At 55.4% G+C, this 8,483-nt stretch carries 6 protein-coding genes, 1 pseudogene and 1 other annotated feature; of the genes and pseudogenes, 3 read left to right on the top strand and 4 right to left on the bottom strand.

Going from position 1 to position 8,483, the window contains the following annotated elements; all coding sequences use genetic code 11:
• Positions 1 to 8: 8 nt before the first annotated feature.
• The 3 genes and pseudogenes from trpCF to GS12_RS14895 all read right to left on the bottom strand — a co-directional run bounded on the left by trpCF (position 9) and on the right by GS12_RS14895 (position 4,525).
• Positions 9 to 1,370 carry a bifunctional indole-3-glycerol-phosphate synthase TrpC/phosphoribosylanthranilate isomerase TrpF gene (gene trpCF, locus GS12_RS14880; protein ID WP_034948388.1) on the bottom strand — a complete coding sequence of 454 codons (1,362 nt, stop codon included), beginning with the start codon at positions 1,368 to 1,370 and terminating at the stop codon, positions 9 to 11.
• A 2-nt stretch (positions 1,371 to 1,372) separates the two neighbouring features.
• A pseudogene (trpD, locus tag GS12_RS24975) lies at positions 1,373 to 2,963 on the bottom strand (bifunctional anthranilate synthase glutamate amidotransferase component TrpG/anthranilate phosphoribosyltransferase TrpD).
• On the bottom strand, positions 2,963 to 4,525 hold the full coding sequence (locus tag GS12_RS14895; protein ID WP_034948392.1) for an anthranilate synthase component 1: 1,563 nt from the start codon (positions 4,523 to 4,525) through the stop codon (positions 2,963 to 2,965). The pseudogene trpD and the gene GS12_RS14895 overlap by 1 nt, the downstream one beginning before the upstream one ends.
• 24 nt (positions 4,526 to 4,549) lie before the next feature.
• Positions 4,550 to 4,648 (bottom strand) — a sequence feature (Trp leader region).
• A 156-nt stretch (positions 4,649 to 4,804) separates the two neighbouring features.
• Between GS12_RS14895 and rnm the strand changes: the two genes are divergently transcribed.
• Both rnm and GS12_RS14905 read left to right on the top strand, forming a co-directional pair.
• Positions 4,805 to 5,695 (top strand): RNase RNM, encoded by an 891-nt coding sequence (rnm, locus tag GS12_RS14900; RefSeq protein WP_034948394.1) that lies wholly within the window; start codon positions 4,805 to 4,807, stop codon positions 5,693 to 5,695.
• 16 nt (positions 5,696 to 5,711) lie between these two features.
• Positions 5,712 to 6,332 carry an L-threonylcarbamoyladenylate synthase gene (locus GS12_RS14905; RefSeq protein WP_034915120.1) on the top strand — a complete coding sequence of 207 codons (621 nt, stop codon included), beginning with the start codon at positions 5,712 to 5,714 and terminating at the stop codon, positions 6,330 to 6,332.
• 57 nt (positions 6,333 to 6,389) lie between these two features.
• On the opposite strand, the gene GS12_RS14910 is transcribed toward GS12_RS14905, so the two are convergent.
• On the bottom strand, positions 6,390 to 7,016 hold the full coding sequence (locus GS12_RS14910; RefSeq protein ID WP_407637863.1) for a serine protease family protein: 627 nt from the start codon (positions 7,014 to 7,016) through the stop codon (positions 6,390 to 6,392).
• A gap of 792 nt (positions 7,017 to 7,808) precedes the next feature.
• On the opposite strand from GS12_RS14910, the gene rluB reads away from it, so the two are divergent.
• On the top strand, positions 7,809 to 8,483 hold a 675-nt coding region (gene rluB / locus GS12_RS14915; RefSeq protein WP_034948395.1), incomplete at its 3' end, for a 23S rRNA pseudouridine(2605) synthase RluB.

Consider the following 8,483-nt stretch of genomic DNA (forward strand, 5'->3'; position numbering starts at 1 on the left):
TTCAGGAGTCAGTAAGCCTTCAGCGTTTGAAACACGGAGGCAATTTTCGACGCATCTTTAATGCCGGGAGCGCTTTCCACGCCTGAATTAAAATCCAGTCCGGCGCAGCCAAGGCGGGCGGCTTCCACGCAGTTGTCGGCGGCCAGGCCGCCGGCCAGCAGCACGTTATCCAGCCTCTGGCCCTGCAACAGCGCCCAGTCAAAGCGTCTGCCGCTGCCGCCCTGACCGTTATCAAAGACGTAGCGATCGACGTGCGGCCAGTCACGCGCAGGCAGAGCGTCATCGATACTGAACGCCTTCCAGATTTTTATTTCAGGCGGCAGCGCGGCGCGCAGTTCAGCAACATACTGGCGGTCTTCCTGACCGTGTAACTGAACGGCATGCAGCTTAAGGTCGGTTGCAATAGTGACAACGTCACCGGGTGCGTTATGACGAAACACGCCGACGTATTTAAGCTTTGCTCCGCCGATCACCGCGCGCGCTTTTTCCGTATCAACCTGACGTGGAGATCCTTCAGCGAAAATCAATCCGCCGTAAATCGCGCCGGCGTCCAGCGCGCTACGTGCATCTTCCGGGCGGGTCAGGCCGCAAACCTTGTTGTCGCCGAGCATGACGCGGCGAACGGCGGCGGCCAGATCGTCTTCTGACATCAGCGCCGAGCCAATTAAAAAGCCGTTCGCAAAATGGCTGAGTTCGCGCACCTGCGCGTAGCTGTTAATGCCGGATTCGCTGATCACGGTAACGCCGTGCGCCACTTTCGGCGCGAGACGGCGGGTGCGGTCAAGGTCAATCGACAGATCGCGCAGGTCGCGATTGTTAATACCGACAACTTTCGCGCCGAGCGCCGTGGCGCGAGCCAGCTCCTCATCACTGATCACTTCAGTGAGTATGCCCATCTCCAGACTGTGCGCGACGGCGGCGAGCTGGCGATACTGTTCATCATTCAACACTGACAGCATCAGCAGGATCGCATCGGCCTGATGGTAACGCGCCAGGTAAATCTGATAAGGATCGATAATAAAATCCTTACACAACACCGGCTGGGTGACGGCAGCGCTGACCACCGGCAGAAAGTCGAAGCTGCCCTGGAAATACTTCTCATCGGTGAGTACGGATATTGCCGACGCGTAGTCCTTATAAACACCGGCGATAGTGGCCGGATCGAAATCTTCACGGATCAGCCCTTTTGACGGCGAAGCCTTCTTACACTCAAGAATGAACACGGTACGCGTGCCTGCAAGCGCATCATAAAAGCTGCGGGTCGAGGGCGTAACCTCATCCTGAAATGAAGAGAGCGGCTGCGCTTGCTGACGCGCTGCCAGCCAGACCGCTTTGTCCTGAACAATTTTAGCGAGTACGGTATCCTGCATGATTATCCTCTTGCTGCCAGTGCCACAACGCGTTCATAAGCTTTGCCGCTGCGAATGACGCGAAGTGCGTGTTGCGCATTTTCACGGAGGTCTTCGTGACCGAAAATTTTCAACAGCAGCGCAACGTTCACGGCGACGGCTTCTTCATGGGCGCGTTCGCCCTTACCCTGAAGTAATCGGGTCAGAATGTCACGATTTTCTTCCGGCGAACCGCCTGCCAGCGCCTCCTGAGGATGAAAGCTCAGGCCAAAATCTTCCGGCGTAAGCTGATAATGCGTGATTTCGCCTTCGCGCAGTTCGGCCACGTGCGTGGCGCTGTGCAGCGCCACTTCGTCCATTCCGCCGCCGTGCACCACCGCAGCGCGCTGGTAACCCAGCACTTTCAGCGTCTGCGCAATCGGCAACACCAGCTCCGGACTGTAAACGCCGATCACCGCCAGCGGCGGACGTGCCGGATTGATCAGCGGGCCAAGCACGTTGAACAGGGTACGGGTTTTTAACTGCTGGCGCACCGGCATGGCATGGCGAAAACCGCTGTGATACTGCGGCGCGAACAGGAAACAGACATCCAGCTCGTCCAGCGCCTTACGCGCCTCGTCCGCAGGCAGATCCAGCCTGATGCCAAACGCCGCCAGCAGATCGGACGAACCGGATTTGCTGGAGACGCTGCGGTTACCGTGCTTGGCAACCTTCAGGCCGCAGGCCGACGCCACAAAAGCGCTGGCGGTGGAAATATTGATGCTGTTACTGCCATCGCCGCCGGTACCGACGATATCGGCAAAAGCGTAGTCGGGACGCGGAAAAGGTTTTGCGTCTTCCAGCAGCGCGGTGGCCGCACCCGCAATCTCTTCGGGACGTTCGCCGCGCACCTTCATGGCAATCAGCGCGGCGGCGAGCTGCGTCGGCTCAAGCTGTCCGGTAATGATGGCTGAAAATAGCTGGTGGCTCTCGGCCTGGCTCAGCGTCTTCGCCTGGTAAAGCTTTTCCAGAATTATGTTCATTTCATTCTCCCTGTTACGCCAGCGCCCAGGCGATGGTTTGTTCAAGCAGGCGCGCGCCCTGCGTGGTCAAAATGGACTCCGGATGGAACTGAAAGCCGCACACGCGATCGCCATCGTGACGCACGGCCATCACCATGTCATTGAAGGTGGCGTTGACCGTCAGTTCGGCAGGCACGTTGCTGCCGACCAGCGAGTGATAGCGCGCCACCGGCAGCGGATTGCTCAATCCGGCGAACATGCCGCAATCGTCGTGAGTGACGGCAGAGGCTTTACCGTGCAGGATTTCCCCCGCCTGACCAACGTGGCCGCCATAGCTTTCCACAATCGCCTGATGACCCAGACAGATACCAATAATCGGCAGTTTGCCACGTAGCTGGCGCAGTAATTCAGGCATGCAGCCCGCGTCGGCAGGTGCTCCGGGGCCTGGTGAAAGCAACAGCACCGGACGGGTCATGGTGTTAACACGCTCAACCAGCGTCTGCGTCGGCACATTATTGCGATAAATCACCACGCGATGACCGAAGGCGCGCAGCTGATCGACGAGGTTGTAGGTGAATGAGTCGATATTATCGAGCAGCAGGATATCGGCCATCAGAAAATCTCCTTGCAGTGATGCGCAGTGGCGATAGCGCGCAATACCGCGCGCGCTTTGTTGCGACTCTCGTCGGCTTCGGCCTGAGGTACGGAATCCAGCACCACGCCCGCGCCGGCCTGGACGGTGGCGATGCCGTCTTCAACCCAGGCTGAGCGGATAACGATACAGGTGTCCAGATCGCCACTGGCGGTAAAGTAACCCACCGCGCCGCCGTAGCTACCGCGACGCGTGCCTTCGGCGCTGGCGATGAGCTGCATGGCGCGAACCTTCGGCGCGCCGCTCAGCGTGCCCATGTTCATACAGGCGCGGTAGGCATGCAGTACATCAAGATCTTCTCTCAGCGTGCCAACCACCCGCGACACCAGATGCATCACGAAGGAGTAGCGGTCAACTTTGGTGAGATCGGCCACGTAACGGCTGCCCGGTTCGCAGATGCGCGCCAGGTCGTTGCGCGCCAGATCAACCAGCATCAGATGCTCCGCCAGCTCTTTATGATCGGTACGCATCTCCAGCTCAATGCGGCTGTCGAGATCGCGATCCAGCGTGCCGTCTGCGTGCCTGCCGCGCGGACGCGTACCGGCAATAGGATAGATTTCAATCTGACGGTTAGTTGCATCGTATTTCAGTGAGCTTTCGGGCGAGGCGCCAAACAGCTGAAAATCGCTGTCCTGCATGAAGAACATGTAGGGGCTGGGATTGCTGTTTTTCAGCGTGTCATACGCCGCCAGCGGCGACGGGCAGGGCAGCGAAAAGCGGCGCGACGGCACGACCTGAAAAATTTCGCCCTGACGAATGGCCGCCTGCATCTCTTCAACTACCGCGCAGTAGGCTTCATCGCTCTGGTTACAACTCAGCGTCATGGTTTCAAGGGTTTTGACGGGCAGCGCGGGGGCCGGTTGCAGCATCTGCGCGTGGATCTGCTCAATACGGCTTTGCAGCCGCAAAAATTCCGCCGGTGCCGGGGTGAACAGGCTGGCCTGCAAACGTGCGCTCCGGCTCTGATGGTCGATAACCAGCAGCGTTTCGGCCAGATAGAAGCAGTAATCAGGGCAGCGCTGGTCATTTGCCAGCGCGGGCAGATCTTCAAAACCTGCGACCAGGTCATAGGCAAACAGGCCGCCGAGCAGCACGGCTTCGCGCTCGTCCGCCGGGCTTCTGACCAGATGCGGGATCAGGCGCAGCGCATCAAACACCGAGGTGGCCTTCAGGCGTGAATCTTCATCCTGTACCTCGCTGTTTGGCGAAAAACGGAGTTCGCGGCCATCGGGACGTACGGTATTCACCACGTCATGCGGCAATGCTTCGTCCAGTAGCGGCAGCAGCGCGCGACCGTTTTCCGAGAGCGCCTGGATGGTGACGACATTCTCCAGCGCGTTGATGCGCAGCGCGCTGTCAACAATCAGCAGACTTTTCAGGTTACGTTTGCTGTCGATATCAGCGGATTCCAGCAGCAGCGTGGCGGGACGCGCGCCGCAAAGCTGATGGAATACGGCGGCCGGATCTTCGCGATAAGGGGCGCTACCGGTAATCAGTTTCACTCCAGGTTTAACGTTTGGCATACACTCACTTCTCTAAATTTTGCAAAAAAAAAGCCCGCTGTTGGCGGGCCTGGGTATCTGCACTCTTTCAGGTACGTGCAGGACGCCTTCGCCCGTTCAGGAAGAAGTGCGCCACCAACCTGTCATCATTCTGTTTTTGATAATCATGATTCAGATACCCTTGTGCGTGAACTTGCGTACTAGTTAACGGGTTCGCGGCAAAAAAGTCAATACTCTTTTTCCCTGCCGATGAAATCTGGTTATCATGCTGCGATATTTTCCGCTGCATCCGGAGTCGTTTTGGCTGAACCTTTCCCGTACAACCCGTTTCCGATTTACGACCTTCACAGCCATACGCGCGCGTCTGATGGCATGCTCACGCCGGATGAACTGGTAAACAGGGCGGTAGCACGCAGGGTAGGCGTGCTGGCGATAACCGATCATGACACCGTCGCCGGTATTGCACCCGCGCGTCAGGCGATTGAAAAAGACGGGCTGCCGCTGCAACTGGTGGCTGGCGTGGAAATTTCCACCCTGTGGGAAAACCATGAAATTCATATTGTTGGTCTGGGCGTGGACGAACACCACCCTGATTTGACGGCTTTTTTGCACGAGCAGCATCAGCGGCGCATGGCGCGCGCAGAACTGATCGCCGAACGGCTGGAAAAAGCGCACATTCCCGGTGCGCTTGAAGGCGCACTGGCGCTGGCTGATGGGGGCGCGATAACCCGCGGCCACTTTGCCCGTTTTCTGGTGGCGCAGGGAAAGGCAGAAAACATGGCGCAGGTTTTTAAAAATTATCTCGCGCGCGGGAAAACCGGCTACGCGCCGCCGCAGTGGTGTACAATTAAACAAGCCATTGATGCTGTTCATCATTCTGGCGGGCGCAGCGTGCTGGCCCATCCCGGACGCTACGGATTGTCAGCTAAATGGCTGAAGCGCCTGGTCGCGCACTTCAGCGAAGAGGGCGGCGATGCAATGGAGGTGGCGCAGTGTCAGCAGCCACCGCATGAGCGCAGCCAACTGGCGCGTTATGCGCAGGATTATCACCTGGCCGCGTCGCAGGGTTCCGATTTTCATCAGGCCTGCCCGTGGATCGAACTGGGTAAAAACCTGTGGCTTCCGGGAGGCGTCGAGGCCGTCTGGCTCCGCTTTCCACATATTATTCAGGTTGCTGCGCCGCAGGCGTGACAGCCAGGAGTTTATAATGAGTCAATTTTTCTATATTCATCCCGAAAATCCGCAGCCGCGGCTGATTAAGCAGTCGGTTGAGATGCTGAATAAAGGCGGCGTGATCGTCTATCCAACCGATTCCGGTTACGCGTTGGGCTGTCGCCTGGAAGATAAAAGCGCCATGGAGCGCATTTGCCAGATCAGAAAGCTGGACGGCGATCACCACTTCACGCTGGTATGCCGCGACTTATCTGAGCTTTCTACTTACGCGCACGTCGATAATACCGCCTTCAGGCTGATAAAAAATAATACGCCGGGCAACTACACGTTTATTTTAAAAGCGACCAAAGAGGTGCCTCGCCGGTTAATGAACGAGAAGCGCAAAACTATCGGGCTGCGCGTCCCCTCCAATCCTGTTGCGCTGGCGCTGCTGAATGCGGTTAATGAGCCGATGATGTCCACATCATTGATTTTGCCAGGCAACGACTTTACCGAATCCGACCCGGAAGCCATTCAGGACGTGATTGGTAAACAGGTGGATTTAATTATTCACGGCGGCTATCTGGGGCAGCATCCCACCACCGTTATCGATCTGACGGACAATTCGCCGGTCGTGGTGAGAGAAGGGGCAGGAGATATCACCCCTTTTCTGTAATACGTTCCACCGCCGGAAGGCATCCGGCGGTATAAATGAACATTACCCGCGTTATTATCAGGTGATCGATTTATTCAGCCATGATTTAAAATCACGATAAGGAATATACAGCGAGACGTCTTTAAGCGGGGCGGGTGACGCTTTGTGCTGCCTGATTTCCGTGCTGAAACCGACAATCACTCCGCCAATAGTGTCATCATTATTATAAACCGCGCCACCTGACATGCCTTTCACCACGCCGGCATTTGAGGCCATCGCCACGCAGGGACGTTTATTCCAGTCATTCCTGATACCGGTGAGTGCCAGATTAACGCCTGATGACTCCACCGGCATCGCGCTGATAAAGCTGTAGCCATACATTTTAACCGGCTCACCAATTGCACCCTCACGGAATTTCGGCAGGGATTTCAGATCGTTTTTATGATAAATAATCGCCAGATCGCAATAAGGATGGTAAGCCTTCACGCGCTGTACGGAATATCTGGCCACGTGCGCCGCCGTAAGGCTGTAGTCAGCCGTCAGGGGAATACTGCTCCCCAGCGTGCCAATGCCCAAAATGGTAGGAATGCCGGTAAAATTCATATCGACACGATTCATTGCTTCGCTGCTGTACTGGTATTTTCCCACGGAGCAGCCGGTCAGCGTTAGCAATGCTAACGCTGAAAAAAGTTTGTTTTTCATCATCATTACGCTCAGTCGGTCACGTCGGTAAATCCCTGGTGAAGATTAATGACGTGGAATGCCGATGCTGATTCGGGATCAGCGTTTTTATCGGAGCGATGCTCCGAGGTTATTTAATTAAAAAAACACTAAAGTTTTTATTTATGGTCGAACTGATATTTATATTTTATTAGCGAAGTTTCTCCGCCTTAAATAAAGTTTATATGAGTCACTAAAGAGATCAATTGCCAATGCAGCGTTTTCATTTAAAGTGGCATTCATCGGCTGTTAACTCAATCCACTACCTGAAGCGGGTGGAAGATTTGCGTTAATGCCGCCGATTAGCGAAGGATCTTATGCAAATCCCAGCATAAAATTAAAGAGAGGGAAGGGATTCAGGCGGATCGTTCTGGTACTTATCGCAAATATTTTAATCATTCACTTTATTATTTTTTATTAATCACGGTCCGGCAAATCGCAGCAATTGATATCAGCAATCATTATTTATTTTTTAAGTGGCGCAGTTAGGCGGGATAAAACCTTTTCTTCCCGAAGATGCCAGGAAAATAACAGGCAACAATATAACGTGCGTTATACACAGGTGTTTATAACCATGCAACAGACCTCTCTCTGCTGCTCTCATTACGATGTGACGTTTAGCCGGTCGAAAAGTACGGCATGTTAACGTTGATAAACAGGGTTACAGCCAGGCGGAAAGTCTGTATAATAGCAGCGCGGTTACATATTAAGTTATTGAAAATAAAAGATATTTTGTTTTCACCATGACGCCTGGGAAGGCGACAAAGAGGGTGCTCTATGAGCGAAAAGTTACAGAAAGTGTTAGCGCGCGCCGGACATGGCTCCCGCCGCGAAATCGAAGCAATGATCTCCGCCGGACGCATCAGCGTCGATGGCAAACTGGCCACGCTGGGCGACCGCGTCGAGCCAAATAAAACGTTAAAAATCCGTATTGATGGTCATCTGGTTTCCGTTACTGAATCAACCGCAGAAATCTGCCGCGTGCTGGCGTATTACAAGCCAGAGGGTGAGCTCTGCACGCGTAACGATCCCGAAGGTCGTCCAACCGTTTTCGATCGCCTGCCGAAACTGCGCGGCGCGCGCTGGATTGCCGTAGGGCGTCTGGACGTGAATACCTGCGGTTTACTGCTCTTTACGACCGATGGCGAACTGGCTAACCGCCTGATGCATCCCAGCCGCGAAGTGGAACGGGAATATGCCGTGCGGGTATTTGGTCAGGTCGATGAGGAGAAGCTCAGGCAACTGAGCCGCGGCGTGCAGCTTGAAGACGGCCCGGCCTCGTTCAAAACGCTGAAATTTATCGGCGGCGAAGGCATTAACCAGTGGTACAGCGCGACGTTGACCGAAGGCCGTAATCGTGAAGTGCGACGGCTGTGGGAATCCGTGGGTGTGCAGGTCAGCCGTCTGATCCGCACGCGCTATGGCGACATCACGCTGCCGAAAGGTCTGCCG

The organism is Erwinia oleae (genome assembly GCF_000770305.1).
GTDB lineage: Bacteria > Pseudomonadota > Gammaproteobacteria > Enterobacterales > Enterobacteriaceae > Erwinia > Erwinia oleae.

Bases quoted from the DNA above. Each gene is read 5' to 3' on its own strand.
- trpCF (WP_034948388.1), bottom strand. From the start codon at position 1,370: ATGCAGGATACCGTACTCGCTAAAATTGTTCAGGACAAAGCGGTCTGG.
- GS12_RS14895 (WP_034948392.1), bottom strand. From the start codon at position 4,525: ATGCCAAACGTTAAACCTGGAGTGAAACTGATTACCGGTAGCGCCCCT.
- GS12_RS14905 (WP_034915120.1), top strand. From the start codon at position 5,712: ATGAGTCAATTTTTCTATATTCATCCCGAAAATCCGCAGCCGCGGCTG.
- GS12_RS14910 (WP_407637863.1), bottom strand. From the start codon at position 7,016: ATGATGAAAAACAAACTTTTTTCAGCGTTAGCATTGCTAACGCTGACC.